Genomic DNA, 26,298 nt, shown 5'->3' with positions numbered 1-26,298 from the left:
GCCCGGGCTTTTCGGTTCTGCGCGATGTCGAAGCGATTACTGGTCGAGCTTGAACTCGATCGGCACGCGGCCGCGCGCCTGCACGGGCTGACCGTTGCTCATCGCCGGCTGGAAGGTCCAGCGCGACTTGACCACCCGGACCGCGGCCTGATCGAGGATGCGATGGCCGCTGCTGCGCACGATGCTGACGTCGATCGGCTTGCCGTCGATGCCGACCAGGATTTCCAGTTCGACCACGCCGGTGAGGTTGCCGCGCACGGCGTCGGGCGGGTAGGACGGAGGCGGGTTCTTGAGGCTTTGCAGGGTGGCGCCCTGCAGCACCGGCGTACTCACATCGGTCGCGACGGGTTCGGCGATCGGCGTGTCGGCGACCGCCACGAAATCGTTGATATTCGGTTCCGGGTTGTCGGCGACGATCGGCGGCTGCGGCGTGGGCTTCGCGATGGGCTGGGCGATCGGGGTCGGCTTGGGCTTTCTCTCGATCTGGCGGTCCTCGATCTTGATGGGATCGATCTTGGGCGGCTCCTTCTTGACCCAGATGATCGGAATCTCGGTGTCCGGTTTGGGCAGGATCAGTTGCGGGGCGCTCAAGGGGATGAGCATGAGCATCAACATCGCCCCGTTGAAGGCGATGGCGCCGGCATTCGCGGCGATGCGGGTGAAGTCCAGCGGTTGATGCGGGTGAGAGGGAATCGCGCGAACCATGTCCTGCCTCCTTGGATTGTCTACACAACTCAGACAACGGCCGGGTTCCGCCAACGGGGTTGAAACTGAAGACGGAGCCGCGTCACAAAAATGCGCTGGCGCGGGCGGGTAATGCAAGCGGTTCTCGTTTACGACTTTGGTGGGTGGGGGCACGGGGCGAAGCGCTATCGCGATGAGCGCTTCGCAGGCGGCCTCGCGGTTTTTCGCCGGGGTTTTTCCGGGATCGCCGATCGCGGGCGCGGCGGCGAGGCGCCATCGACAAGTGTCGAATCGCTGAACGGATAACAACGGACTTGCGGCGGTCATGCGCTTGGCCACTTGCGCATCGGCGCAAAGCCTCAGCGTTTCCTTTGAAACTTTGCCGATCCTGCCCTGTCGGCAGCCTGCGGCATGACGCGATCGATGGCGCTGCCGAGCCCCTCAACGCATGCAGACCAAACGAAACGAGGCCCGCTTGCGCGGGCCTCGTGTGCCTACAGGTGCTGGCGCCGACTCAATCCCCGGCCGGGTCCTGATCCGCCCCGGGCTTGCGCTCCAAACCGCCGTCGTCCGGATTGGGCGGCTTGCGCGGATGCGGCTGACGCGCGTCGTCCGGGTCGCGCGGCTGCGGCTCGGGGTAGCCGGGATTGCGTCCCGGCCGCGGATCGGGCGCCGGCGGCGCGGTCTTGTCGGGGCTGGCCATGCTCACTTACCCAATTCGAAGACCACGTCCAGGCTCATCGACAGCGAGTTTTCGCCCGGCGAGACCGAGGTGTCGGAGGCCGCGCCGGCCTTCTCCATGCGCATGGCCATCATCGGCATCGGCATCGGCGGCGCGAAGCGGCCGCCTTCGCTGACGCTGACGATGCGGCGCACCTTCATGCTGAGGGTCTTGGCGTACAGCTCGGCGCGGGCCTGGGCCTTTTCGATCGCGCCGCGGCGGGCTTCGTCGAACGCGGCGTCCTTGTCCTTGTCGTCGAGGTCGAAGGTCGGGCCGTTGATCTGGTTGGCGCCGGTGGCGACCAGCGAGTCGAGGATCTTGCCGACCTTGGAGATGTCGCGCACCACGATGTTGACGTTGTTGCTGGCCTGGTAGCCGGTGATCACCGGCGGCTGGTTCTCGGCGTAGCGGTACTGCGGGTTGAGGCTGATGCCGCTGGTCTGGATGTCGCGCTCGGCGATGCCGGCGGCCTTGATCGCGGCCACGACCTTGGCCATCTGGTCGGCGTTGGCGCGCATGGCGGCGTTGGCGTCGGCGGCCTGGGTGACCACGCCGGTGGACACGGTGGCGATGTTCGGGATGCGCTTGGCTTCGGAGGTGGCCGAAACCGACAGCAGGGTGCCGTCGGTGGCGACGTAGGAAGCGGGCTGGGCGGAAGCGGTCATGGCGGTTGCGGCTCCGAAGGCGAGAACGGCGGCGAGCGCCAGCGGGCGCAACGAAAGACGGGCGAAGGACAGGGGCGTGGACGAGGACGACAACCGGGTCATGTGGAACTCCTTGATGGGCGAGGGCTAGGGTCTTGCTGAACCGGTTAACGAACCGTGATTCGGTGCGGGGTTTGCGCCGGACGGCGTCGGCTGGCGCTCAGTCAGCGCGGGTTATGCTTTCGCGCATGCTCTATCTAGCCTCCCAGTCGCCGCGGCGACGCGAATTGCTCGGCCGTCTCGGCCTGGAATTCGGCCTCATCGATCTCGACCTGCCCGAACACCGCCAGCCCGGCGAGCCGGCGCTGGAGTACGTGCGCCGCGTCGCCCGCGAGAAGGCCGGCGCCGGCCTGCTCAAGGTGGTCGCCAATCCCTCGGCGCTGGTGCTGGGTTCGGACACCGAAGTGGTGCTGGACGACGAGGTCTTCGGCAAGCCGCGCGACGCCGCGGACGCCGCGGCCATGTTGCGCAAGCTTTCCGGCCGCACCCATCAGGTGATTTCCGCGGTGTCGCTGGTATCGCCTTCGCGCGAGGCGCAGGCGGTGTCGATCTCGCAGGTCGGCTTCGCCGAACTCGACGATGCCGCCATCGAGCGCTACGTCGCCACCGGCGAGCCGATGGGCAAGGCCGGCGCCTACGCCATCCAGGGCTATGCCGAGGTGTTCGTCAGCCGCCTGGACGGCAGTTACTCCGGAGTCATGGGCTTGCCGCTGCACGAGACCGCGCGCCTGCTGCGCGAATTCGGCGTGGGCGTGTGAATCGCGCGCAGGGGAGCGCGCATGCATCATTCCGACAGCGTTGAACTTAAGCTGCCGCGCCGCTTTCCATTACCGCAGCACTTGCGCTTCACCCGACCGGGCGTTTACTGCTCGCTATCGTCGTCCCGCATCACCGCCCCGTATCACCGCATTGGGATCCGCGCCGCCTCATGACTGAAGAAATCCTGGTCAACGTTACTCCGCGCGAAACCCGCGTCGCCGTGGTCGAAAACGGCATGCTGCAGGAACTGCACATCGAACGCGGCTGGCGCCGCGGCGTGGTCGGCAACATCTACAAGGGCCGGGTGCAGCGGGTCATGCCCGGCATGCAGGCGGCGTTCGTCGAGATCGGCCTGGAGCGCGCCGCGTTCCTGCACGCGGCCGACATCGTCAAGCCCAACCAGAGCAACGAAGGCGAGGGCGACGAAGCGCCGCTGCCGCCGACGCCGACCCGGCCGATCGCCGAGTTGCTGCGCGAAGGCCAGGAAATCGTGGTCCAGGTCGTCAAGGACCCGATCGGCAGCAAGGGCGCGCGCCTGACCACCCAGCTCAGCATCCCCTCGCGCTATCTGGTGCTGCTGCCGCGCACGCGCGTGGTCGGGGTGTCGGCGCGGATCGAGGACGAAGGCGAGCGCGCGCGGCTGAAATCGCTGGTGACCACCCTGGCGCCGGCCGGCGACAACCACGGCTACATCGTGCGCACCAACGCCGAAGGCCAGCCGGAGGAAGCGCTGGCGGAGGACATCGGTTACCTGAGCAGGGCCTGGGCGCTGATCGCGGAAAAGTCCGGAACCTCGAAGATCGGCGAGCGGGTCTACGAAGACCTGAGCCTGCCGCTGCGCGCGGTGCGCGACCTGATCCGCCGCGACGTGGAGAAGGTCAAGGTCGATTCGCGCGAAACCTGCGAGCGCCTGCGCAGCTTCGCCGCGCAGTACATGCCCGGCCTTGCGGAGAAGATCGAGCACTACACCGGCGCGCGGCCGATCTTCGATCTGTACGGGGTCGAGGACGAGATCCAGCGCGCGCTGGAGAAGGAAGTCCCGCTCAAGTCCGGCGGCTATCTGGTCATCGACCAGACCGAAGCGATGACCACCATCGACGTCAACACCGGTTCCTTCCTGGGTCAACGCAATCTGGAGGAAACCGTTTACCGCACCAATCTGGAGGCGGCGCAATCGGTCGCCCGGCAGCTGCGGCTGCGCAACCTGGGCGGGATCATCATCATCGACTTCATCGACATGACCGACGTGGAGCACCGTCGTCAGGTGCTGCGGCAGTTGGAGAAGGCGCTCACGCGCGACCACGCCAAGACCACGGTCTACGAATTCTCGCCGCTGGGCCTGGTCGAGATGACCCGCAAGCGCACCACCGAAAGCCTGGAGCGCCAGCTCAGCGAGGCCTGCCACGAATGCGGCGGGCGCGGCACCTTGAAGACGCCGGAGACGGTGACGTACGAAATCTTCCGCGACATCGTGCGGCAGGTGCGCCAGTTCGACGCGGCGCGGCTGCTGGTGATCGCTTCGCCGAAAGTGGTCGCGCGCATCACCGACGAAGAGTCGGCGGCGGTGGCCGAGCTGGAGGAGTTCCTCGGCAAGTCGATCCGTTTCCAGGCCGACGATCAGTATGCGCAGGAGCAGTTCGATGTTGTGTTGCTCTGAAGCCGGGAATCGGGAATGGGGAATCGGGAATCGTAAAAGCGAAGCCCGGCCTTTGATTTGCCGATTCCCGATTCCCGATTCCCGATTCCCCGCGCGAAGCGGAGCGCGAGGCTGATGCCCACCCCCCTGCGCCGCCGCCTGCGCATGGCCCGCCGTGGCGCCTTCTATGGCGCCGCGGTCGTGCTCGTGCTGGTGGCGTTGCTGCTGGGCGTGGCCAGCCAGGTGCTGCCGTTGGCCGAAAGCCATCCCGAGCAAGTCGCGGCCTGGCTGAGCAAGCGCGCCGGGCGGCCGGTCGCGTTCGACAAGGTCGAAACCCAGTGGACCCGGCGCGGCCCGCTGCTGCGTCTGGACGGATTGCGCATCGGCGAAGGCGCGCAGGCGTTCACCATCGGCGATGCGGAAATGCTGGTGTCGGTGTATGCCGGCCTGCTGCCGGGGCAGTCGTTCTCCGAACTGCGGCTCAAGGGCCTGGACCTGACTTTGGAACGCGCCGACGACGGCCGCTGGAAAGTGCGCGGCCTGCCCGGACAGGAGCAGCCCGCGCAACGCGATCCGCTGTCGGCGCTGGAAGGGCTGGGCGAACTGCAGGTGATCGACGGCAAGCTGGCGGTGATCGCGCCGACCCTGGGCATCGACGCCCGCATTCCCAAGATCGACCTGCGCCTGCGCGTGGACGGCGACCGCGTGCGCGCGGGCGTGCGCGCGTGGCCGAGCGTCGGCGTCGCCGGCGCGCCGTCCACGCCGCTCGACGCGGTCCTGGATTTCGATCGCAAGCGCGGCGACGGCCGCGCCTACGCCGGCGCCACCCGCGCCGATCTGTCCGGCTGGTCGCCGCTGCTGAAAGTGGCCGGCATCCGCATCGAATCCGGGCAGGGCCGCGCCCAGGCCTGGGCCGATCTGCGCGGCCATCGCGTTGCCGGCGTGATGGTCTCCGCCGCGCTCGACCGGGTCGGACTGCGCGCCGAACGCATGCTGCCGGCTCCGGCTTCCGCGCCCGCGACCGCAGTAGCGGGAGGGCCTGCTCTTGTGGGAGGGCCTTCAGGCCCGACGCCTTCCGCTCAGATCGCCGCGCCCTCAGCTCCCGAAGTCCTTCCCACAACCGCCCCCGCGCGAATCGAATTCGAACACGTAGAAACCCTTTCCCACTGGCGCCTGACCCAGACCGGCTGGCGCCTGGACGCACCCACGCTGCGCATCGGCAGCGGCCAGAACGTGCAGACGCTCGACGGCCTGGCCGTGGCCGGCGGCGAGCACTACGCACTGCGCGCCGACCGCATCGACGCCGGCCCGCTGATCGCGGTCGCCGCGCTCAGCGACGCCTTGCCCGAACGCCTGCGCCATTGGTTCGAAACCGCCAAGCCGCGCGTGTCGCTCAGTTCGATCGCGGTCAACGGCCGCCGCAACGGGCCGATGTTCGCCAGCGCGCGGATCGACGCGCTCGGCTTCGACGCGGTCGGCCATTCGCCGGGACTGAGCGGCCTGGCCGGAACCCTGCAGGCCGACCTCGACGGCTTCACCGTCGATCTCGACGAAAGCGCGCCGATGCGTTTCGATTGGCCGAGCGGTTTCGGCGTGGTCCACACGGTCGCGCTCAAGGGCCGCGTCGGCGGCTGGCGCGAAGGCGCGGGCTGGCGCATGGGCACCACCTCGCTGCGCATCAAGGGCACGGATTTCGGCGTCAGCGCGCGCGGCGGCATGTGGTGGCAGGGCGACGGCTCGCGGCCGTGGATCGATATCGCCGCCGATCTCGACGCGACCCAGATACCGGCGGCGAAGGGCTTCTGGATTCGCAGCCAGATGTCGCCGCGATTGTTGAACTGGCTCGACACCGCCCTGGTCGCCGGACGGCTCGACAACGCCCACGCGGTGGTCTCCGGCGATCTCGACGAGTGGCCGTTCAACCGCAATAACGGCCTGTTCCAGGCCAGCGCGCACCTGACCGGCGCGGTGGTGAAGTTCCAGCCCGAATGGCCGGCGGTGGAAGCGCTGGACGCGGACGTGAGTTTCGTCGCCGACGGTTTCAACGTGGAAGGCACCGGCAAGATCGCCGGCGTCGGCATCCGCAAGATCCAGGCCGGCATCGACCACTACAAGGACGGCTCGCTGAGCGTCAAGGCCGATGCGACCTCCGATGCGAACCAACTGCTGAGCTTGCTCAAGCAAAGCCCGCTGCACAAAGATCAGGCCGACACGCTCGACAATCTGCGCGTAAGCGGCGCGGCGACGGTCGGCTTCGACATGCGCCTGCCGCTGCATCCGGACGCGCAGACCGAGGTCACCGGCACGGTCGATCTGAACAACGCCAAGCTCGCCGACCCGCGCTGGAAGCTTGCCTTCGAACAAGTGCGCGGCCGCGCCGAATACGGCCGCGGCGGTTTCCGCGCCGAGGATCTGGCGGTGCTGCACGAAGGCGCGCCGGGCAAGTTGTCGCTGCGCGCCGGCGAGAACTTCGTGCGCGATCGCGGCAACGTGTTCGAGGCCGGGCTGGACGTGATTTCCGGCGCCGACGAATTGATCGCGCGCGGCCCGGACGAATTGGCCTGGCTGAAGTCGTATCTGGACGGACGTTCGTTGTGGACGGTGGGCATTTCGATTCCCAAGTCCTCGCATGCGAGCACGGTCGGCGCGCCGGGCGCGGCGCCGAAACCGGTCGCGTCCAATCCGACTCCGACCATCCTGCATCTGCAATCGAATCTGATCGGCACCGCGATGACGTTGCCGCCGCCGCTGGACAAGGCCGCCGGCGTGCCGCTGGCGACCACGATCGATACGCCCTTGCCGTTGGGCAGCGGCGATGTGCGGGTCGCGCTCGGCAACACCCTCGCGCTGCGCGCGCGCACCACCAACGGCAAGACCGGCGTGCGCGTGGTGCTGGGCAGCAACCGGGTCGATGAAGTGCCGCCGGCCAGCGGACTGATCGCCACCGGCCGCGCCAATGCGCTGGAGGCGATCGACTGGATCGCGATCGCGCACGGCGACGGTTCCGGCGAAGGCGTGGCCTTGCAGCGCATCGACGTCACCGCGCAACGGCTGCAATTGCTCGGCGCGGTATTTCCGAACACGCGCGTGATCGTCGCCCCGGCCGCGCGCGGCGCCACCGCGGTGCGCGCCGAGGGCGCGGCGCTGGAAGGCGCGCTGATGATCCCGGGCAGCGACGGCGGCGCCATTGCCGGCAAGTTCGCGCGTCTGCATTGGCGCTCCGACAGCAACGCCGCCGCGACCAACGCTCCGGTGAATCCCGGCGCCAACGGCGTCAACGCAAGCACCGCGGTCGCCGCCAACACCGCGCAGGCCGCGGCCAAGCCGGTGCCCGACGCGGGCATGGACCCGGCGAAGATCCCCGGGCTGACCCTGGACATCGCCGATCTGCGCATCGGCGACGCCGCGCTCGGCAGCGCCAGCCTGCGCACCCGGCCGACCCCGGCGGGCATGCGCATCGATCAGTTCAACACGCGCGGCGACAAGCAATCGATCGACATCAGCGGCGACTGGACCGGACGCGGCGCGGCCGCGCGCACGCACCTGAGCGTCGCGCTCGACAGCGGCGATGTCGGCGGCCTGATCGGCGGTTTCGGTTTCGGCGGGCAGATCGGCGGCGGCAAGGCCAAGGCCAAGCTCGACGCCGGCTGGCCCGGCAGTCCGGCCGGCTTCGCGCTGGGATCGCTGGAAGGCAATTTGAACCTGGACGTGCGCGACGGCCGCCTGATCGAAATCGATCCCGGCGCCGGCCGCGTGCTGGGCCTGCTCAGCGTGGCCCAGTTGCCGCGCCGCCTGACCCTGGATTTCCGCGACCTGTTCTCGAAGGGCTTCGCCTTCGACCGCATCGGCGGCAACGTGCGCTTCGGCAACGGCAGCGCGCGCAGCGACGATCTGGTGATCGACGGCCCGGCCGCCAACATCGCCATCCGCGGCGCCACCGACCTTCGCGCGCAGAGCTACGACCAGACCATCGAAGTGCGGCCCAAGGCCGCCAACGTGCTGACCGCGGTCGGCGCGCTGGCCGCCGGCCCGATCGGCGCGGCGATCGGCGCGGCGGCGAACGCGGTGCTGCAAAAGCCGCTGGGCAGCCTGGCGTCCAAGACCTACCGGGTTACCGGGCCGTGGAAGGAGCCGAAGGTCGAAGTGGTGACGCGCGAGCAGACGCGGTTGACCCAGAAAGCGATGCCGCCCGAAGGCTGAGGCGGCTTGCGGCTTGCCGGTTACGCACCGGCAAGCCAAGACTCGACCGCGAACAGGGGTTTCACCGAACTTGGCGCCCGTTTCGCCGCAAGCGCCCCATCGAAGCCGGATTGCGCAAGCCCGGCCCCATTGATCGGCCGCCGCGGCGCCACCATCTTGGGCTCATGCCGGTCGCACGCCGTCCGGGCTGCGTCCGCGGTCCGATACAGCCGCGGCCCGGCCGCCTAAGATGCCCATTCCACGCAACCACGGTTCCGTCATGACCCTACCGATCCAGATCGCCGAATCCCGCCTCCTCCTGCCCGCCGGGCTCGACGCCAGCGGCCTGGAGCGCAGCTTCGGCACCCTGCTCGGGCCGGGCATCGATTTCGGCGATCTGTACTTCCAGCATTCGCGCCGCGAGAGCTGGAGCGTGGAAGACGGCATCGTCAAGGACGGCTCGCATTCGATCGAGCAGGGCGTCGGCGTGCGCGCGATCAGCGGCGAGAAAACCGGCTTCGCCTATTCCGACGAGATCAACAGCGAGGCCTTGCTCGGCGCGGCCAAGTCGGCGCGTGCCATCGCCCGCGACGGCAATGCGCAGCAGGCGCGTTCGCTGGTGCGCGGCGGCGGTCGTTCGCTGTATCCCAGCGACGATCCGATCGATTCGCTGGCGAACGAAACCAAGGTCGAGGCGCTGCGCAAGATCGACAAGCTGTTGCGCGCGGCCGATCCGCGGGTCAAGCAGGTCATGGTCAGCCTCAGCGGCGGCATCGACACCGTGCTGGTCGCGCGCAGCGACGGCGTGCTCGCCGCCGACGTGCGCCCGCTGGTGCGCTTGAACGTGCAGGTGATCGTCGAACACAACGGCCGCCGCGAAAGCGGTTATTCCGGCGGCGGCGGGCGCTACAGCTACGCCGAACTGCTGGGCGGCGACAAACCCGAGCGCCTCGCGCGCGAAGCGCTGCGCCAGGCGCTGGTGAATCTGGACGCGATCGACGCGCCGGCCGGCGTGATGCCGGTGGTGCTCGGTTCCGGCTGGCCCGGCGTGCTGCTGCACGAGGCGGTCGGGCACGGCCTGGAAGGCGATTTCAACCGCAAGGGCACCTCGGTCTACGCCGGCCGCATGGGCCAGCGCGTGGCCTCCAAGGGCGTGACCATCGTCGATGACGGCACTCTGGAAGGCCGCCGCGGCTCGCTCAACATCGACGACGAAGGCACGCCGACCAACTGCACCACCTTGATCGAAGACGGCGTGCTGGTCGGTTACATGCAAGACACCCTCAACGCGCGCCTGATGGGCATGCAACCGACTGGCAACGGCCGCCGCGAATCCTTCGCCCATCTGCCGATGCCGCGCATGACCAACACCTACATGCTGGCCGGCACGCACGATCCGGAAGAGATGATCCGCTCGGTGAAAAAGGGCCTGTACGCGGTGAATTTCGGCGGCGGCCAGGTCGATATCACCAGCGGCAAGTACGTGTTCTCGGCGACCGAGGCGTATCTGATCGAAGACGGCAAGATCACCGCGCCGGTGAAGGGCGCGACCTTGATCGGCAACGGCCCGGAGACCATGCAGAAGGTCAGCATGATCGGCCACGACCTGGCGCTGGACGAAGGCGTGGGCGTGTGCGGCAAGGACGGGCAGAGCGTCCCGGTCGGCGTGGGCCAGCCTTCGCTGTTGATCGACGGATTGACGGTGGGCGGCACCAGTGCCTGATATCGCGAGCGTTCGCGATAAGAGCGCTGCGGCTTATTTTTCCCTTCTCCCGCTTGCGGGAGAAGGTGGCCCGCAGGGCCGGATGAGGGCGCGCGGAGCATCGAGCTACGGCGCGATCTTGGATGCCCTCACCCCAACCCCGGCCCGGCCCAAACGCATGGCGTTTGGGCGTTCGCGCACACGCGAGCCAGTGGCTCGCAAGCTGTGTGCGCTCACCCCACAAGCGGGAGAGGGGCTATACGCAGCGATCGAAGATCAATCGTGTTCGTTGCCGTCGAATTCGTCGCCGTCTTCCGCGCCGTCATCGACCTCATTAGCCCCCAACATCACCGTGCGCAACTCGCGATACAACTCGCGAAACGAATGCGGCGGCTTGTTGCGCTTGCGCTCTTCCAGCGTGTTGCGCGCCAACTGGCGCAGGCGCTGGCGGTCGGCGCCGGGGTATTCGCTCAACAGCTCGGCCAGCGCGCTGTCGCCGTCGATCAGCAGGCGCTCGCGCCATTGCTCGATCCGGTGCATCGCGGCGATTTCGCGCCGCGCCGCTTCGCCGTTTTCGTCGAGCGCATCGCGCAGCGCGTCCATCGCCGCATCGTCCTCGCGGCGCATCTGCTTGGCCAGGAACGCCAGCTGGCGCTTGTGCGCGACGTGGGCGGTGATGCGCTTGCAGTCGCGGATGTGCGGCAGCAGCGCTTCGGGCACCGGCAGCTTGGCCAGCTGGGCCTCGGTCAGCGACACCAGTTTTTCGCCCAGGGCCAGGGTTTCCAGCGCTTCGCGCCGGTTCTGGCTCCGGCTGGGGCTCAGGAATTCGCCGGTTTCCTCGTCTCTGCCGCGCATCGCAAAACACCTCTATAGCCTGCAAACTGAACATTACGACGGCCGCGCCCAAGCGCGGCCCACGACTAGGATAAGCCATTGAACGCGTCAGCCCTCAGCCAGGCCGCTCCGGCCCATATCTTCGCCGACCCCGAAGCGCGCATGGACGCGCTGTCGGACCTGTCGCAGCGCCTGCTCGCGGCCGCGCGCGCGCGCGGCGCGACCCAGGCCGAGGTCTCGTGCTCGGAAGAGACCGGCCTCAACGTCAACGTGCGCATGGGAGAGGTGGAAACCGTCGAAGCCACCCGCGACCGCGGCATCGCCGTGACCGTGTATTTCGGTCAGCGCAAGGGCAGCGCCAGCACCGCCGACCTGCGCGACAGCAGCCTGGAAGCCACGGTCGAGCAGGCCTGCGCGATCGCCCGCTACACCGAGGACGACAGCGCCGCCGGCCTGGCCGACGCCGCGCTGATGGCCACGGACCTGCGCGAATTCGACACCTGGCACCCGTGGCACATCGACGCCGACCGCGCCATCGAGCTGGCCCTGGCCAGCGAAGCGGCCGGGCGCGAGTTCGACGCGCGCATCGAGAATTCCGACGGCGCCTCGGTCGGCACCGGCGCCAGCCTGGGCGTGTACGCCAACTCGCACGGCTTCATCGGCCGCGATCGCGGCACCCAGCACAGCCTGGGCTGCGCGCTGATCGCCGGCCGCGGCGACAGCATGCAGCGCGACGGCTGGTACACCTCGGCGCTGATCGCCGACGAACTGGAATCGGCCGCCAGCGTCGGCCGCAAGGCCGCCGAACGCACGGTCGCGCGGCTGGCGCCGCGCCAGCTCAACACCGGTGAATACCCGGTGTTGTTCGCCGCCGAGAGCGCGCGTTCGCTGATCGGCCATCTGCTCGGCGCGGTCAGCGGCGGTGCGCTGTACCGGCGCGCGAGCTTCCTGGTCGATAGCGTCGGCACGCAGCTGTTCCCGTCGTGGTTCCGCATCGAGGAACAACCGTTCCTGCATCGCGGCCTGCGTTCGACCTCCTATGACGCCGAAGGCGTGGCCACGCGCGAATCGGCGCTGATCGACGCCGGCGTGCTGCAGCGCTACGTGCTGGGCAGTTACTCGGCGCGCAAGCTCGGCCTGCAGAGCACCGCCAACGCCGGCGGCGTGCACAACCTGCACGTCGCGGCCAACGCCGGCGATTTCGAATCGATGCTGCGGCAGATGGGCCGCGGCCTGCTGGTCACCGAGCTGATGGGGCAGGGCGTCAACAGCGTCACCGGCGACTACTCGCGCGGCGCGGCCGGTTTCTGGGTCGACAACGGCGAAATCCAGTACCCGGTGGACGGCATCACCATCGCCGGCAACCTGCGCAAGATGTTCGAGGCGATCGAAGCGGTCGGCACCGACGTGGATTTGCGCTCGCACGTGCGCACCGGTTCGATCCTGGTCGGACGCATGACCGTGGCCGGCGATACCGCGGAAGATTGATCGCGGCATGAACGACGGCGCGGTTTGATCATGAACCTGCGCCATCGAATTTCCGTTCGATTTCTCGAAATACGACATCGGCGCCTGAACGGGCGCCGTTTGTTGTCAACCCGCAAAGTGCACGTCCGTTTCCGGGGGTATCTTCCCATTGCCCCGGAGAGCCCGATGAGCGCAAGCAAGGCCACTGCCGCCAATCGTTTCGGACTCGGTGCGCGTCCCGGCGAGATCGATCGCGGCAGCGACGGGCGCGAGGTTCTGCTCGCACAACTGCAGCAGCCCGCGTCGCTGAGCGATTTCGAAGGCCTGCCCGGCAGCGCCGCGACGATGCGCAGCGAGTTCGAACAACAGCGGCTCAATCGCGAGAACCGCGGCCGCGATGCCGCGCCGGCAACGCCGCCGCAGGCCGCCGCCGATATGGCGGCCGGCGACATGGCCGCGCCGAACCTGTCCGCAGCGCCCCAGCGCCGCCGCCGCGCCAGCGCGGCCGCCGCGGCGATGCCCGGCGACAACAAACCCAACGCCGCCGCCAGCGACGCCGACAATCCGGGCCAGGCCATGCTGCGCGATCTGCGCCGGCAGCAGCTCAACGAATTCGCCGCGCGCTATCGTCACGCCGCGCGCACCCAGGCGCCGTTCGTCGAGCGCCTGACCCAATTCTGGTCGAACCATTTCGCGGTCTCCATCGACAAGTCCAATGCGCGCCTGTACGCCGCCTCGATGGAGCGCGAAGCGATCCGTCCGCACGTGACCGGCCGCTTCGAAGACATGCTGTTCGCGGTGGAAACCCACCCGGCGATGCTGCGTTACCTCGACAACGCGGTGTCCATCGGCAACGACTCGCGCGTGGCGATGAACGCCGAACGCGCCAACAAGCCCAAGCGCGGGCTCAACGAAAATCTCGCCCGCGAAATCCTGGAACTGCACACCCTGGGCGTCAACGGCGGCTACAAGCAAGCCGACGTGACCGAACTGGCGCGCGCGATCACCGGCTGGAGCACGCCGGCGCCGCGCGATGCCGATATCGATAATCCGTTCGTGTTCCGCGCCAATGCGCACGAGCCCGGCGCGCGCCGCGTGCTGGGCCGCGACTACGCCGAAGGCGGGCTCGACCAGGGCCGCGCGGTGTTGGCCGATCTGGCCCGGCATCCGGCCACCGCCAAGCACCTGAGCTTCAAGCTGGCGCGTCACTTCGTCGCCGACGAGCCGCCGCCGGCGCTGGTCGATGCCATGGCCAAGGCCTATCTGCGCAGCGGCGGCGATTTGCGCGCGCTCTACACCGCCCTGGTCGAAAGCCCGCTGGCGTGGGCGCCGGATGCGCGCAAGTTCAAGACCCCGAACGATTTCGTGATCTCGGCGCTGCGCGCCGGCGAATTGCCGGTGGACGACGATGCACGCGCCTTGATCGCGCTGCTCGCCAGCCTGGGCCAGCCGGTATTCACGCCGCGCTCGCCGGCCGGTTTCCCCGACACCACCGCCGACTGGAGCAGTCCGGACGGCTTGTTCAAGCGCATCCAGGCCGCGCAGTTGTTCGCCGCGCGCGTGGATGCGACGAACGGCATCACGCCGTATCAACGCGCGGTCTCGGTGCTGGGCAGCGATGCGGTCAGCGGCGATTTCGCCATTGGCCTGCGCCGCGCCGGTTCGGCCAGCGACGGTTATTCGCTGCTGTTCGCCAGCCCGGCGTTCCAATGGAGAGCTTGAGATGATCGACGCTCAACGACGTAGCCTGCTGGCGGCGTTCGGCGCGAGCGCGCTGCTGACCTTATTCCCCGGCACGACCCGCGCGGCGACCGGACACGACACGCGTTTCCTGCTGGTCCTGCTGCGCGGCGGCCTCGACGGCCTGCACATGCTGCCGGCCATCGGCGATCCGGCCTACGCCGCCTTGCGCGGCGACGGCGCCATCGCCGATCCGATCCGCATCGACAGCCAGTTCGGCCTGCATCCGGCGATGCAGCAGAGCGCGGCGATGTACCGCGAAAAACAATTGCTGCCGATCGTGGCGATCGCGCCGCCCTATCGCCAGCGCTCGCATTTCGAAGCGCAGGATTGCCTGGAGAACGGCACCGCCACGCCCAGCGGCGCGCGCGACGGCTGGCTCGGCCGCTGCGTCGGCGCCATGCCCGGCAACTCGGCGATCGCGATCGCGGCGGTGATGCCGCTGGCGCTGCGCGGCAGCGATCGCGCCAGCAACTGGTCGCCGCCGTTGTCGAAGAAAGTCGATCCGCTGTTGCTGCAGCAGTTGGGCCCGCTGTACGCGGCCGATGCGCGGCTCAGCGAAACCTTCGAGCGCTCCATCCACGGCGCGACGATGATGCGCGACGGCAAGGGCGCGTTCGCGCTGCCCGAGGCGATGCGCGTGGCCGCGCAGCGCATGAGCGCGGCCGACGGCCCGCGCATCGGCTTCGTCGAAGACAGCGGCTGGGATACGCACCGCAATCAGGCGGCGTTGCTGCAGCGCAAGCTCGCCGAACTCGATCAAGGCCTGGCCAACGCGCGCGACGCGTTCGGCGCGGCGTGGCCGCGCACGGTGGTGGCGGTGGTGACCGAATTCGGCCGCACCGCGGCGATCAACGGCAGCGGCGGCACCGACCACGGCACCGGCGGCGTCGCCCTGCTGTGCGGCGGCGCCGTGCACGGCGGCCGCATCGGCGGCGACTGGCCGGGCCTGGCGCCGGCGCAGCTCAACGAAGGCCGCGACGTGCGCGCCACCAGCGACCTGCGCGGCTTGTTCAAGCGCGTGCTGGTCGAACACGTGGGGCTGGCCGATGCGGCGATCGAATCGAAGGTGTTCCCCGGCAGCCGCGCGGTCGCGGCGATGCAGGGCGTGAGCCTGGCCTGAGCGCGGACTTGGCCGGATCGCAGCGCTGACTGGCGCGAATGCGCGCGGTTCGCCGGTCAATCGCCGGACCGCCGGTTCGGCCAGCGCCGTAGGGCTGGCAAACCCGTGTTTATTCCGTGCCCCATGAGGCCGCGCACGGCCGCTTTTTCGTCCTTCCTACGTGGACCAAGGGCCGGAAAACTTGCGCCACTGCGTTGTTATTCTGTGATGAATAAAGGTTTATGATGCCCGCAAGGGTGCCAGGGCTGTGCTTTGCTGGCACCTAAACCGACACCATCCAACACGTAGGGGAAGCGTAATGAACGATATCAGTCAGGACGAAAAGACTTGGGGCATGCTGGCTCATCTGAGCACGCTGGTCGGTTTGATCATTCCCTTCGGCACCGTCCTGGGCCCGCTGGTGGTATGGCTGGTCAAGAAGGACACCATGCCCTTCGTCGCCGACCAGGGCAAAGAAGCGCTGAACTTCAACATCACCGCGCTGATCGCCGGCATCGTCAGCTTCCTGCTGACCTTCGTGCTGATCGGCCTGGTGCTGCTGCCGCTGGTCGGTCTGGCATGGCTGGTGCTGACCATCATGGCCGCGCTGGCCGCCAACAAGGGCGAGGAATACCGCTATCCGTGGACGCTGCGTCTGGTCAAGTAAGGCGCGCATCGCGGTAACAAAAAAAAGCGGGCTTCGGCCCGCTTTTTTCATGTCCGCGATTTGCGTCGGCGCCTCAGCGATCGCGTTCGATCGCCAACCGGCCCAGCGCCTGCAACGCGTTCGCGCGTTCGCCGAACGGCTCCAGCGCATCGCGCATCACCTGCGCGAGTTCGTCCAGGCGCGCGCGCGAAGCCTCCACGCCGATCAGCGCGGGGAAGGTCGATTTGTCCTGAGCGATGTCCTTGCCCGCAGTCTTGCCCAGGGTCTGGCTGTCGCCTTCGATATCGAGAATGTCGTCGCGCACCTGGAACGCCAGGCCGAGCGCGCGCGCGTAGCGATCCAGCGCCTCCAGCGCGGCCGTGTCGGCGCCGCCGCACAACGCGCCCAGGCGCACCGACGCGCGGATCAGCGCGCCGGTCTTGAGCGAATGCAGCCGTTCCAGCGCCGCCACGTCCAGGCGCACGCCGGCGCCGGTGGCGTCGATGTCCAGCGCCTGGCCGCCGCACATGCCGGCCACGCCCGCGGCCTGAGCCAGGGTGCGCAGCAGATCGACCCGGATCGCGTCGGAGACCTGGGTGTCGGCGAGCACGCCGAAGGCCAGCGACTGCAGCGCATCGCCGGCGAGGATCGCGGTGGCTTCGTCGAAGGCTACGTGCACTGTGGGCTGGCCGCGGCGCAGCGCGTCGTCGTCCATCGCCGGCAGATCGTCGTGGACCAGCGAATAGGCGTGAATGAATTCCACCGCCGCGGCCGGCGCGTCGAGCACCAGCGGGGCGACTTCGAACAAGGCACCGCTGGCGTAGACCAGCAGCGGCCGCATGCGCTTGCCGCCCAGCAGCACCGCGTGGCCCATGGCCTGGTGCAGACGCCGCGGTTGCTCGTCGGTCGGAGGCAGGGCGCGTGCGAGTGCGGCGTCGGCGCGTTGGCGCCATTCGCTCAAGATGCCGTCGAGCATGGAGAAATCGGGCCTTGGTGAGCCGGTCGGAACGGGAACGGCCATGGTGTCAGCGGCCGGTCGCGGGCATGTCAGGCATCGACTTCGCTGCCCGGCGGGCCGGCATTGCCGAAGGGCTCGGCGCTGGCCGGTTCCTGCGGATCGGTGAGCAGGCGCACGCGCAGTTCGGCTTGCTCCAGCGCGCTCTGGCAGCGGCGGTAGAGCCCGACCCCGCGTTCGTAGGCGGCGAGGGAGTCTTCCAGACTCATTTCGCCGTGCTCCATTTTCTCGACCAGTTGTTCGAGCGCGTCCAGGGACTGCTCGAAATCTGCGACCGGCGAGGCGTCTGTGGTGGATTTACGGGCCATGTGAGAAGTGTGCGGCGGGGACGGGGCGGGGTCAATGCGCGCCCGTGGCGATGGCCGCGACAATCGGTCGCGGTCAGCTTCCAGGCCGCGGCCGCGTTGCCGATCGCGGCGATATTCGCAGCGCCTTCGCGCTCAACCGGTCCAGTGCAATCGCGCCGCGCGTTCGCGCAGCCAAGCATCCATCGACGCCGAGTACACCAGATCGCCGACCGCCAGCAGTTCGCCCTGCGGCGAGGACAGCAACGGCAGGCGCGCGCGCTCCCACGGCGGCACGCCCAGTTCCTGCAACAGATTCTTCAGCGAATGCCGGTGCGCGCGACCGGGCAGGGCGATGCGTTCGCCGCCACGGCGCGCATGCGCCAGAAGCGGGGTGTCGAAGGCTGTAGCGTTTTCCAGCCGCCATTGTCCGCCGCAGGGCAGCCGCAGCGGCGCGCGGCCGTCCCAGGCATGGCTCCAGTTCTCGGGCCAGGCCGGGCGCTGAGGCTGCGCGTGCAGCAGATCGCGCCAGGCGCGGATGCTCGCGCCTTGCCAGGCGAATTCGGCTTCGGCGTCGGCGCGCGCGGGTAACAGGTCGGTTTCGATCCGCATCACGCCCTGCGCCGGCAGCGGCGGCAGTTCGAGCGCCGCGATCCAGCGCCGCAGCACCCGCGCGCGCCGCGCCGCCGGCAGGGCGAGCAGGGCCGAGCGCGACAACGCCTGCGGGTCCAGGCTGCGCACCCGGGCCAGGGCTTGCGCGTCTTCGCCGTCGAGCAAGCGCGCGGCCTCGCCGCTGAGCTGGGCCGATGCGGCGAAGGCGGCGTCGGCCTGCGGCCAGCGTTCGCGCAGCAGCGGCAATACACGATGGCGCAGGAAGTTGCGGTCGTAGCGGTGTTCCTGGTTGCTGGGATCGTCGATCCAACGCAGGCCGTGCGCTTGCGCGTAGGCCTGCAAGGCCTCGCGCGGCAGCGCCAGCAACGGCCGCCACAAGCGGCCGCGGCCGCAATCGCGCCAGGGCCGCATCGCCGCCAAGCCGTCCGGGCCGGAGCCGCGCAGCAGGCGCAGCAGCAGGGTTTCGGCTTGGTCGTCGCGATGGTGCGCCAGCGCCAGGATTTCGCCTTCGCCCAGCCCGGCCTCGAAGGCGGCGTGACGGGCACGGCGCGCCGCGGCCTCCGGGCCGTCGCCGTCCTCGCGCGCAACCGATACCCGCGAAACGGTCAGTTCCAGGCCGTCGCGGTCGCAGATTTGCTGGCAATGCCGCGCCCAATCGTCGGCGTTCGGATGCAGGCCGTGATGGACATGCCAGGCGCGCACGCGCTGGCCGCGCGAACGCGCGCGCGCCGCCAGCGCATGCAGCAGCACGGTCGAATCCAGGCCGCCGCTGTAGGCCACGCACAGCGGCGCATCCGGCGTTTGAGCCAGGGCGAGGGTGATCGCATCGGCGTTTGATACGGACATGCCGGCATGGTGCCACGGCCACGGGACGCAGCAACCCATGCGTGATGCTGCAACGGCGCGAGGCCGCCACTACCTTGGTTCGCAGTCATCCATGCAGAGATTCCCCCGTGTCCCGGCTTTTCGCTCCGCTTTCGCAACGATCCCTGAGCTTGCGCAACCGTCTGGTGGTTTCGCCCATGTGCCAGTACTCGGCGGTCGATGGCCTGCCTAACAACTGGCATCTGGTGCATCTGGGCAGCCGCGCGGTCGGCGGTGCGGGCCTGGTCATGACCGAGGCCAGCGCGGTCTCGCCGGAGGGCCGCATTTCCGCCGCCGACACCGGTCTGTGGAACGGCGCGCAGGCCGAGGCCTGGCATCGCATCACCTGCTTCCTGCGCTCGCGCGAGGCGGTGGTCGGCGTTCAACTCGGCCACGCCGGGCGCAAGGCCAGCGTCGAGCCGCCGTGGCTGGGCGGCAACGCGGTGTCGGCGGAAGACGGCGGCTGGACCACGGTCGCGCCGTCGCCGCTGGCGTTCCGCGAAGACGGGCCGGAACCGCGCGAATTGCAGCCGATCGAGATCCGCACCGTGATCGACGATTTCGCCGCCGCGGCGCAGCGCGCGCTGGATTCGTGCTTCCAACTGGTCGAGATCCACGCCGCGCACGGTTATCTGCTGCATCAGTTCCTGTCGCCGCTGTCGAACCAGCGCACCGATCGCTACGGCGGCAGTTTCGAAAACCGCACGCGCCTGTTGCGCGAGGTGCTGGCCGCGGTGCGCGAGGTGTGGCCCGAGCGCTTGCCGCTATGGCTGCGCATTTCCGCGACCGATTGGGCCGACGGCGGCTGGGATATCGAACAGAGCGTGGAGCTGGCGCGGATCGTGAAAGACCTCGGCGTCGATCTGATCGACGTTTCCAGCGGCGGCCTGGTGCCGCATGTGCGGATTCCGAACGAGCCGGGTTATCAGGTGCCGTTCTCCGCGCGCATCCGCCGCGAAGCCGGTATCGCCACCGGCGCGGTCGGATTGATCACGCAGGCGCGGCAGGCTTCGAGGATCATCGAAGACGGCGAAGCCGACGTGGTGCTGCTGGCGCGCGAGTTGTTGCGCGATCCGTATTTCCCGCATCGCGCCGCGCGCGAACTGGGCGCGGCGACGCATGTGCCGGAGCAGTATCAGCGGGCTTGGGGCTAAGGCTGCGGCTGTAACGAAAGCATCGGGCCTGAAGGCCCTCCCACAAAAGACTTCGTGCTATCGGCCGCTGTTGTGGGAGGGCCTTCAGGCCCGATGCTTTCGTCTCAGTTGGCCGCGTGGCATGCGCGGGTCGGGGTGCTGGCCCGAGCTCGACTCATGGCTGCTTTTTGCAGTCCACCGGTTTGAGACGCGCTGACGATGCCACCGAAATCGCGGGCAGGGCACGGGTCCAGGGCCGGTCGAAGTGCTCGTCGTAATTCTCTAGAAATTGCTCGGGATAGCAGTAAGGATCGCGATTTCCGGAGCGCAGTGCGATCGCCATCAACATCGACAGTTCGGGTGATGACAGGTCTTCGACTGCGGTGCCGAAGTAGGTTCTGGCCGCTTGTTCCAAACCTTCGCTGTCGCGGCCGTAATCGAGTGTTCCCAGGACCATGTCGGCCATGCGTTCGGGCGGCCATTCGCGGCTGATGCGAATGAGCAATGCAACCGGTTCGAGTTGATCCTGGTAACTCACTTGTTGCAAGGCTTCGGCGTTGCTGGTCGGAGCCGCTTGCGGTACGGGAGGGGACTGAGCCTTGCGCGCTCGGCGGATTGCCGCGCTTACAGCATTACCAGTGAATTGCAGCAAGGTCAGGTCGGCGGGGACGGCCGGCAACTTGGTTGGAGAGCCGGCCGAGTAGCTTGCAATGAACCCGATATGGTTCCCGGCGTAGCTGAAAATATTGAGCTTTCTTACCGAAAGCGCGGTCTCACCATCGCCGATCATTCGCCACAAGGCCACGCGGGCCGGAGCCGGATAGGTGCGCCGCGGCTGCGGCAATTCGCTCGGCAACTGCGCCGCGCCGCACCAATACACGCCTTGCAAAAACAGGCACAGCAACGCCGTCAGCGCGACCAAGCCGCCGCCGATCCATTTGAAAAAGCTGCTGAGGGTCATCCGTGACCTCGTATCGTCGCTTACGCCGCCTCGTAAGCGCCGTACCCGCGCAAACGCTCATAGCGCCGCTGCAGCAACTCATCGGCGGGCACGTTTTCCAGCGCGTCGATCTCGTTGATCAACACCGCCTTCAAACGCGTGGCCATCTGCTTGGGATTGCGGTGGGCGCCGCCGATGGGTTCGCGCACGATCTTGTCGATCAGGCCCAGCTCGTGCAGGCGCTTGGCGGTCAGGCCGAGCTGTTCGGCCGCGTCCTTGGCTTTTTCCGCGGTCTTCCACAGGATCGAGGCGCAGCCTTCGGGCGTGATCACCGAGTAGGTGCTGTATTCGAGCATCAGCGTGCGGTCGCCCACGCCGATCGCCAGCGCGCCGCCGGAGCCGCCTTCGCCGATCACGGTGCAGATCACCGGAATCTTGAGTTCGGCCATTTCCAGCAGGTTGCGCGCGATGGCTTCGGACTGGCCGCGCTCTTCGGCGTCGATGCCCGGCCAGGCGCCGGCGGTGTCGATGAAGGTCAGCAGCGGCAGCTTGAAGCGCTCGGCCAGCTTCATCAGGCGCAGCGCCTTGCGGTAGCCCTCCGGACGCGGCATGCCGAAGTTGCGCTTGATCTTGCTCTTGGTGTCGCGGCCCTTCTGGTGGCCGACGATGACCACGCTGCGCCCGGCGATGCGGCCCAGGCCGCCGACGATGGCGTAGTCGTTGGCGAAGGCGCGGTCGCCGGCCAGTTCCTGGAACTCGTCGCACATCACCCGGATGTAATCGAGCGTGTACGGCCGCGCCGGGTGGCGGGCGAGTTGGGAAATCTGCCAGGACGACAGGTCGCGGAAGATCTGCGCCGTGCGCAGCCGCAGCTTGTCCTGCAGGGCGTGGATTTCGGCGTCGATATCGACCGCCGGGCCGCTGCTGGCGTGTCGCAGTTCCTGGATTTTGGCTTCCAGGTCGGCGATGGGCTGCTCGAAGTCGAGGTAGTTCGGATTCATTCGGGGGCCGTGGGCCTTGGTCAACGGACAGTCTAGCCCAGTGGGGCGGACCGTACCGAGGGGGATGGGGGGGGCGAGGAACGAGTGGAGAGGAGTGAGGAGTGAGTAGGAGCGCGCCTTTACTCACTCCTCACTCCTCTCCACTCGTTCCTGCTTCAATTCGCCCAGGGCTTGGACAGGCTCAATTTCACCGCCGTCACGCCCGGTTGCGAGCGCAGGATGCCGACCAGATCGGCATCCACGCGCACCGACTGCGGGCCGTTGAGGTCGAGCATGCCGGCCGCGCCCTGGCGCAGCAGGTCCAGGCGGATCGGCGTCGGGCCGGGGCGCTGCTTGGCCAGCAGCGCGTCCACGCGTTGCCAGGTGCCGGGCACGCGCAGGTCCAGGCGCAGGGCCAGGCGCTGCGCGTGCTTGGCGCAGACCTGGGCGTAGTCCCAGCAGCGCGCCGCGCGCAGGGCGAAGCCGCCGCTGAAGGCGTCCTCGCGCAGGCCGCCCTGGATCACCAGCAGGCGGTCGCGCGCCAGCATCGAGGCGAACTCGCTGTAGGTCTCGGAGAAGAACGCGCACTCCAGGCGGCCGCGGCCGTCCTCGATCTGCACGAACATCTGGCTGTCGCCCTTCTTGCGGAAGCCGACGACTTGCCCGGCGATGATGATCTCCAGCTCCGGACGCCAGCCGCTGCGCGCGCTTTCCGGGCGTTTTTCCCAGATCGTTTCCAGCTCGCCCAAGTCGTTGCCGACCAGGCTGCGCAACTCGTCGCGGTACGGATCGAAGGGATGGCCGCTGAGATAGTGGCCGAGGGTTTCGCGCTCGCCGTGCAGGATCTGGCTCAGCGGCCATTCGTTGGCTTCGGGCAGGTCCAGGTGCAGCGCCGGCGCGGCAGCTTCGAAACCGCCGAACAGCGAGACCTGTCCCGCGGCGCGTTCCTTGGCCAGCTGGTCGGTGACCTTGAGCACTTCCGGCAACTGCAGCATCAAGCTGGCGCGGTTGCGGCCCAGGCCGTCGAGCGCGCCGGCGTGGGCCAGCGCTTCCAGCGCGCGGCGATTGAGCTTGCCGGTGTCCACGCGCTTGCAGAAATCCAGCAGGTCCGAGAACGGACCGGCGCGGCGCGCTTCCACGATCGCCTCGCACACGCCGCGGCCGACGCCCTTCACCGCGCCGATGCCGTAGCGGATGGTGGTGGCGTCGATCGCTTCGAACATGTAGTCCGATTCGTTGACGTGCGGCGGCAGGACGGTGAGGCCCATGACCCGCGCTTCGTCGAGGAAGTTGACGACCTTCTCGGTGTTGTCCATGTCCGACGAACAGGTCGCGGACATGAATTCGGCCGGGTAGTGGCGCTTCAACCAACCGGTTTGGTACGCGACCAGCGCATACGCGGCCGAGTGCGACTTGTTGAAGCCGTACTCGGCGAACTTCTCCATCAAGTCGAAGATCGGGCTGGCCTGGCGCGCCGGGATGTTGCGCTCGGCGCAGCCGGCTTCGAACTTGGCGCGCTCCTTCGCCATTTCCTCCGGCTTCTTCTTGCCCATCGCGCGGCGCAGCATGTCCGCGCCGCCGAGCGAGTAGCCGGCCAGGACCTGGGCGATCTGCATCACCTGTTCCTGGTAGACGATGACGCCGTAGGTCGGCCCCAACACCGGTTCCAGGCTGTCGTGCGGGTAGGTGACCTCGGCGTTGCCGTGCTTGCGATCGACCCAGTCCTTGTCCATCCCCGAGCCCAGCGGGCCGGGACGGAACAAAGCGGCCAGCGCGATGATGTCTTCGAAGGTGTCGGGCTTGGCGCGCTTGAGCAACTCGCGCATGCCGCGCGATTCGAACTGGAACACCGCGACGGTGTCGCCGCGCGCGAACAGCTCGTAAGTCGCTTGGTCGTTGAGTTCGAGCGCGGTGATGTCGAGCGGGCCCTGGCCTTCCTTGCCGCGGCGCTTGTTGATCGCCTTGACCGCCCAATCGATGATCGTGAGCGTGCGCAGGCCGAGGAAGTCGAACTTGACCAGGCCGACGGCTTCCACGTCGTCCTTGTCGAACTGGGTGACCGGGCTCTTGCCGCGGCCCTCGCCGTCGTGTTCGGCGAACAGCGGGCAGAAGTCCGACAGCGGGCTCGGCGCGATCACCACGCCGCCGGCGTGCTTGCCGGCGTTGCGGGTCAGGTCTTCGAGTTCGCGCGCCAGATCCAGCAGATCGCGCACGTCGTCTTCGCTGCGGTAGCGCGCGATCAGATCGGCCGAGGCCAGTTCCTGGTTCTTCGCCGCCGCTTCGGATTCGCCCAGCGCGTCGTCGAGCGAGATGCCGAGCGTGTTCGGAATCAGCTTGGCGATGCCGTCGACGAAGCCGTACGGATGGCCGAGCACGCGGCCGGCGTCGCGCACCACCGCCTTGGCCGCCATGGTGCCGTAGGTGATGATCTGGCTGACGCGGTCGCGGCCGTACTTGCGCGCGACGTAGTCGATGACTTCGTCGCGGCGGTCCATGCAGAAGTCGATGTCGAAGTCGGGCATCGACACGCGTTCGGGATTGAGGAATCGCTCGAACAGCAAGTCGTAAGGCAGCGGGTCCAGATCGGTGATGCCCAGCGCCCAGGCCACCAGCGAACCCGCGCCCGAACCGCGGCCCGGACCGACCGGAATGTCGTGGTCCTTGGCCCAGTTGATGAAGTCCGCGACGATCAGGAAGTAACCGGGGAACCCCATCTTGATGATGACGTCCAGCTCGGTTTCCAGGCGCTCGTCGTAGATCTGCCGGGTCTTGCCCGGCGCGATCGGATTTTTCTCCAGTCGCTTGATCAGGCCTTCGCGCGATTGCGCGCGCAGCCAGGACTCGATGGTGTGATCGTCCGGCACCGGGAAATCCGGCAGCGCGTATTCGCCGAGCTTGAGTTCGACGTTGCAACGCTTGGCCAGCGCCAGCGCGTTGTCGATCGCGTCGGGCACGTCGGCGAACAGCTCGCGCATTTCCTCGCTGGACTTGAGGAACTGCTCGGCGCTGTAGTCGCGCGGGCGCTTGGGATCGTCGAGCACGCGGCCCGAGGCGATGCATACGCGCGCTTCGTGGGCCTCGTAGCCTTCCGCATCGATGAAGCGCGCGTCGTTGCTGGCGATCACCGGCAGGCCGCGCTTGCTGGCGGCGTGCAGGGCGAAGGCGTTGAAGGCTTCCTCGCCGTCGCGCTGCGAGCGGGTCAGCTCCAGGTGCAGGCGATCGCCGAACACGCCCTGCCAATCGACCAGCCAGGCGTGGGCGAGTTCGTCGCGGTTGCTCGCGGCCAGACGGCCGGCGAGGCTGTGGCGGCCGGCCAGCGCGAACAGGCCTTCGTTGTCCTCGCGCAGCCATTCCGGACGCAGCACCACGCCTTCGGTGCGGTGGCCTTCCATCCAGGCGCGGCTGAGCAGGCGCGACAGGCTCAGGTAGCCGCCGCGGTCGCGGCACAGCAGGGTCAGGCGCGAAGCGGTTTCGTTGCCGTCGGCCAGATGCACGTCGGCGCCGATGATCGGCTTGATGCCGGCGCCTTCGCAGGCTTTGTAGAACTTCACCGCGGCGAACATGTTGTCGACGTCGGTCAGCGCGACGGCCGGCTGGCCGAGCGCGACGCAGCGTTTGACCAGATCGCCGATGCGGATCGTCGAGTCGGCCAGCGAGTACTCGCTGTGCAAGTGGAGATGAACGAATGGAGCGGACATGCGTACCGGTTCTGCGGCCGTGCCGATGGAGACTCAAGCCGTGGGTCGGCTGGCGGCGTGCGAGCCGCCTTGCAGGGTATCAGCCCGGCGGCCTGGGGCAAGCCTTGACAGGATCGGATTGGGGGTTGTGGGGGGAATCGGGTGAATCGCGAAAACTGGTGGGTGGTGGTCTGGGGAGGCGGCGGGACAAATCCCCCGCGCTTCGGGTGTTCTTCGGATTGCGTGGTTGCGCCGGGCGCTGGCCCCCTCAACAAAGGGGGCGAATTCACGCGCACGGTTTCAGCTCACGCCGTGGCTGTTCCCCCCTTTTGAAAAGGGTCTTAGGAAGCAAAGCTGTCCCATAACGCAGCTATCTTCCTGAAATGCAAAAGAAAAGCAGGTACTACAGCCGTTCGAAAATCAGCGAGGCCCGATTTCGGGCGCTCGTGCGCTGTTGGGCACTGGATCTYACCGCCACCAACACCGCTCAGTTGACCGGCTTGAGCGTGCGCTCGGTCAACACGATCTTCCTGGCCATGCGGCGTGTCATTGCTCACGACTGCGAACAACATTCGCCCTTCACCGGTCAGGTCGAAGTCGATGAATCCTTCTTCGGGCC

19 protein-coding genes and 1 pseudogene are annotated in these 26,298 nt (G+C 68.1%); 10 read left to right on the top strand and 10 right to left on the bottom strand.

Annotated elements, in window-relative coordinates; genetic code table 11:
- Positions 1 to 36: 36 nt before the first annotated feature.
- The 3 genes from AB4Y92_RS04735 to AB4Y92_RS04725 form a co-directional block, all read right to left on the bottom strand.
- Positions 37 to 1,023 carry an energy transducer TonB gene (locus AB4Y92_RS04735; RefSeq protein ID WP_441818600.1) on the bottom strand — a complete coding sequence of 329 codons (987 nt, stop codon included), beginning with the start codon at positions 1,021 to 1,023 and terminating at the stop codon, positions 37 to 39.
- Positions 1,024 to 1,198: 175 nt separating this feature from the next.
- Positions 1,199 to 1,393, bottom strand: a complete 195-nt coding sequence (locus AB4Y92_RS04730; RefSeq protein WP_441818599.1) for a hypothetical protein — start codon at positions 1,391 to 1,393, stop codon at positions 1,199 to 1,201.
- On the bottom strand, positions 1,390 to 2,172 hold the full coding sequence (locus AB4Y92_RS04725; protein WP_441818598.1) for an SIMPL domain-containing protein: 783 nt from the start codon (positions 2,170 to 2,172) through the stop codon (positions 1,390 to 1,392). The genes AB4Y92_RS04730 and AB4Y92_RS04725 overlap by 4 nt, the downstream gene beginning before the upstream one ends.
- 125 nt (positions 2,173 to 2,297) lie before the next feature.
- Here AB4Y92_RS04725 and AB4Y92_RS04720 point away from each other — a divergent pair, with 125 nt between their 5' ends.
- The 4 genes from AB4Y92_RS04720 (at position 2,298) to tldD (ending at position 10,406) form a co-directional block, all read left to right on the top strand.
- Entirely contained in the window at positions 2,298 to 2,867 is a 570-nt protein-coding gene (locus tag AB4Y92_RS04720) for a Maf family protein (protein WP_441818597.1), read from the top strand.
- A gap of 170 nt (positions 2,868 to 3,037) precedes the next feature.
- Positions 3,038 to 4,525, top strand: a complete 1,488-nt coding sequence (rng, locus tag AB4Y92_RS04715; RefSeq protein WP_441818596.1) for a ribonuclease G — start codon at positions 3,038 to 3,040, stop codon at positions 4,523 to 4,525.
- 114 nt (positions 4,526 to 4,639) lie between these two features.
- Positions 4,640 to 8,704: a YhdP family protein gene (locus tag AB4Y92_RS04710; protein WP_441818595.1), complete on the top strand. Its 4,065-nt coding sequence runs from the start codon at positions 4,640 to 4,642 to the stop codon at positions 8,702 to 8,704.
- 259 nt (positions 8,705 to 8,963) lie between these two features.
- Positions 8,964 to 10,406 carry a metalloprotease TldD gene (gene tldD, locus AB4Y92_RS04705; protein ID WP_386787787.1) on the top strand — a complete coding sequence of 481 codons (1,443 nt, stop codon included), beginning with the start codon at positions 8,964 to 8,966 and terminating at the stop codon, positions 10,404 to 10,406.
- A 255-nt stretch (positions 10,407 to 10,661) separates the two neighbouring features.
- On the opposite strand, the gene yjgA is transcribed toward tldD, so the two are convergent.
- On the bottom strand, positions 10,662 to 11,240 hold the full coding sequence (gene yjgA, locus AB4Y92_RS04700) for a ribosome biogenesis factor YjgA (RefSeq protein ID WP_441818594.1): 579 nt from the start codon (positions 11,238 to 11,240) through the stop codon (positions 10,662 to 10,664).
- Between the two features lie 141 nt (positions 11,241 to 11,381).
- Here yjgA and pmbA point away from each other — a divergent pair, with 141 nt between their 5' ends.
- The 4 genes from pmbA to AB4Y92_RS04680 all read left to right on the top strand — a co-directional run bounded on the left by pmbA (position 11,382) and on the right by AB4Y92_RS04680 (position 16,195).
- Positions 11,382 to 12,707, top strand: a complete 1,326-nt coding sequence (gene pmbA / locus AB4Y92_RS04695; RefSeq protein ID WP_441818814.1) for a metalloprotease PmbA — start codon at positions 11,382 to 11,384, stop codon at positions 12,705 to 12,707.
- A 165-nt stretch (positions 12,708 to 12,872) separates the two neighbouring features.
- Positions 12,873 to 14,408: a DUF1800 domain-containing protein gene (locus AB4Y92_RS04690; protein WP_441818593.1), complete on the top strand. Its 1,536-nt coding sequence runs from the start codon at positions 12,873 to 12,875 to the stop codon at positions 14,406 to 14,408.
- Between the two features lies 1 nt (position 14,409).
- Positions 14,410 to 15,549, top strand: coding sequence for a DUF1501 domain-containing protein (locus AB4Y92_RS04685; protein ID WP_441818592.1), 1,140 nt, complete (start codon positions 14,410 to 14,412; stop codon positions 15,547 to 15,549).
- A 298-nt stretch (positions 15,550 to 15,847) separates the two neighbouring features.
- Complete coding sequence (locus AB4Y92_RS04680) at positions 15,848 to 16,195, top strand: DUF4870 domain-containing protein (protein WP_057943568.1); 348 nt, start codon at positions 15,848 to 15,850, stop codon at positions 16,193 to 16,195.
- Between the two features lie 73 nt (positions 16,196 to 16,268).
- Here AB4Y92_RS04680 and ispA read toward each other — a convergent pair whose 3' ends face one another.
- The 3 genes from ispA to tilS form a co-directional block, all read right to left on the bottom strand.
- Positions 16,269 to 17,150 (bottom strand): (2E,6E)-farnesyl diphosphate synthase, encoded by an 882-nt coding sequence (gene ispA / locus AB4Y92_RS04675; protein ID WP_441818591.1) that lies wholly within the window; start codon positions 17,148 to 17,150, stop codon positions 16,269 to 16,271.
- A 71-nt stretch (positions 17,151 to 17,221) separates the two neighbouring features.
- Positions 17,222 to 17,497 (bottom strand): exodeoxyribonuclease VII small subunit, encoded by a 276-nt coding sequence (locus AB4Y92_RS04670; RefSeq protein ID WP_057943566.1) that lies wholly within the window; start codon positions 17,495 to 17,497, stop codon positions 17,222 to 17,224.
- A 132-nt stretch (positions 17,498 to 17,629) separates the two neighbouring features.
- On the bottom strand, positions 17,630 to 18,931 hold the full coding sequence (gene tilS, locus AB4Y92_RS04665; protein WP_441818590.1) for a tRNA lysidine(34) synthetase TilS: 1,302 nt from the start codon (positions 18,929 to 18,931) through the stop codon (positions 17,630 to 17,632).
- A 149-nt stretch (positions 18,932 to 19,080) separates the two neighbouring features.
- On the opposite strand from tilS, the gene AB4Y92_RS04660 reads away from it, so the two are divergent.
- A complete protein-coding gene (locus AB4Y92_RS04660; RefSeq protein ID WP_441818589.1) occupies positions 19,081 to 20,103 on the top strand; it encodes an NADH:flavin oxidoreductase/NADH oxidase in 1,023 nt (340 codons plus the stop codon).
- Positions 20,104 to 20,257: 154 nt separating this feature from the next.
- Here the strand turns inward: AB4Y92_RS04660 and AB4Y92_RS04655 are convergent, their stop codons facing one another.
- The 3 genes from AB4Y92_RS04655 to dnaE all read right to left on the bottom strand — a co-directional run bounded on the left by AB4Y92_RS04655 (position 20,258) and on the right by dnaE (position 25,700).
- Positions 20,258 to 21,043 carry a transglycosylase domain-containing protein gene (locus tag AB4Y92_RS04655; RefSeq protein WP_441818588.1) on the bottom strand — a complete coding sequence of 262 codons (786 nt, stop codon included), beginning with the start codon at positions 21,041 to 21,043 and terminating at the stop codon, positions 20,258 to 20,260.
- A 20-nt stretch (positions 21,044 to 21,063) separates the two neighbouring features.
- Positions 21,064 to 22,023: an acetyl-CoA carboxylase carboxyltransferase subunit alpha gene (locus AB4Y92_RS04650; protein ID WP_057943563.1), complete on the bottom strand. Its 960-nt coding sequence runs from the start codon at positions 22,021 to 22,023 to the stop codon at positions 21,064 to 21,066.
- Between the two features lie 155 nt (positions 22,024 to 22,178).
- Positions 22,179 to 25,700: a DNA polymerase III subunit alpha gene (gene dnaE, locus AB4Y92_RS04645; RefSeq protein ID WP_441818587.1), complete on the bottom strand. Its 3,522-nt coding sequence runs from the start codon at positions 25,698 to 25,700 to the stop codon at positions 22,179 to 22,181.
- Between the two features lie 362 nt (positions 25,701 to 26,062).
- On the opposite strand from dnaE, the pseudogene AB4Y92_RS04640 reads away from it, so the two are divergent.
- A pseudogene (locus tag AB4Y92_RS04640) lies at positions 26,063 to 26,298 on the top strand (IS1595 family transposase); the annotation flags it as partial.

It is taken from the genome of Lysobacter sp. TAB13 (genome assembly GCF_052113885.1).
GTDB lineage: Bacteria > Pseudomonadota > Gammaproteobacteria > Xanthomonadales > Xanthomonadaceae > Lysobacter > Lysobacter gummosus.
Note: the sequence above shows the minus strand (reverse complement) of the source record. Positions and strands in the feature narration are given on the sequence as shown.